Origin of the sequence: Streptomyces sp. NPDC047453 (assembly GCF_040643155.1) — a bacterium.
Lineage (GTDB): Bacteria > Actinomycetota > Actinomycetes > Streptomycetales > Streptomycetaceae > Streptomyces.
In genome coordinates this window covers 1-1,277 of sequence record NZ_JBEYTS010000186.1, presented here as the reverse complement: position 1 = coordinate 1,277, position 1,277 = coordinate 1, and the positions used below count along the sequence as shown (strand labels likewise).

Here is a 1,277-nt window from a genome sequence, read left to right as displayed (position 1 = left end):
AGTACCAGCTCAAACCCCGCGACTGGGCAGCCGCCGCACGCGAGGGCCGCACCATCGCCCCCCTCGTCACCAGGCTCAACGACATCCGCCGCCGCCACCCCGCGCTGCACCGCCTGCGCAATCTGCGCTTCCACGCGACCGACAACGACGCCGTGATCGCGTACAGCAAGAGCGAGGGGCCGGACACGGTCGTCGTGGTCGCCAACCTCGACCCCCACCACACCCAGGAGGCCACGGTCTCGTTGGACATGCCGCAACTCGGCCTGGACTGGCACGAGTCGATGCCGGTGCGCGACGAGCTCACCGGCGAGACCCACCACTGGGGCAGGGCCAACTACGTACGCCTGGTACCAGGCGAACGGCCCGCGCACGTGCTCCATGTCCAGCGATCGTCCACCTCTCCCGAGATCGGAAGGCCCCCAGCGCCATGACTGTCAACGAGCCCGTCCCCGACATCTTCGAGGACGCCCCGGCCAGGGACCGGGACCCGGAGTGGTTCAAGCGTGCCGTGTTCTACGAGGTCCTCGTCCGCTCCTTCCAGGACAGCAACGGCGACGGCGTCGGCGACCTGAAGGGCCTGACCGCCAAGCTCGACTACCTCCAGTGGCTCGGCGTCGACTGCCTGTGGCTGCCGCCGTTCTTCAAGTCCCCGCTGAGGGACGGCGGATACGACGTGTCCGACTACACCGCCGTGCTCCCGGAGTTCGGCGACCTCGCCGACTTCGTGGAGTTCGTCGACGCCGCCCACCAGCGCGGCATGCGCGTGATCATCGACTTCGTCATGAACCACACCAGCGACCAGCACTCGTGGTTCCAGGAGTCCCGCAAGGACCCCGACGGCCTCTACGGCGACTTCTACGTATGGGCCGACGACGACCGGGGCTATCCGGACGCCCGCATCATCTTCGTCGACACCGAGACCTCGAACTGGACCTTCGACCCGGTCCGCGGCCAGTACTACTTCCACCGGTTCTTCTCCCACCAGCCGGATCTCAACTACGAGAGCCCCGCGGTGCAGGAGGAGATCCTGGCCGCCCTGCGCTTCTGGCTGGACCTGGGCATCGACGGCTTCCGGCTGGACGCGGTGCCGTACCTCTACGCCGAAGAGGGCACCAACTGCGAGAACCTGCCCGCGTCCCACGCCTTCCTCAAGCGGGTGCGGCGCGAGATCGACCGGATGTTCCCGGACACCGTGCTGCTGGCGGAGGCGAACCAGTGGCCGGAGGACGTCGTCGACTACTTCGGCGACTACGCCGCCGGCGGCGACGAATGCCACA

Annotated in this window: 2 protein-coding genes; both read left to right on the top strand. The window is 68.0% G+C overall.

The window, feature by feature from the left end; genetic code table 11:
• Positions 1-431, top strand: a 431-nt coding sequence (locus ABZ818_RS42840; protein WP_361427780.1) for a DUF3459 domain-containing protein, incomplete at its 5' end; no start/stop codon positions are given.
• The coding region (locus ABZ818_RS42835) for an alpha-amylase family glycosyl hydrolase (protein WP_361427777.1) at positions 428-1,277 on the top strand (850 nt) is incomplete at its 3' end. The genes ABZ818_RS42840 and ABZ818_RS42835, both read left to right, overlap by 4 nt.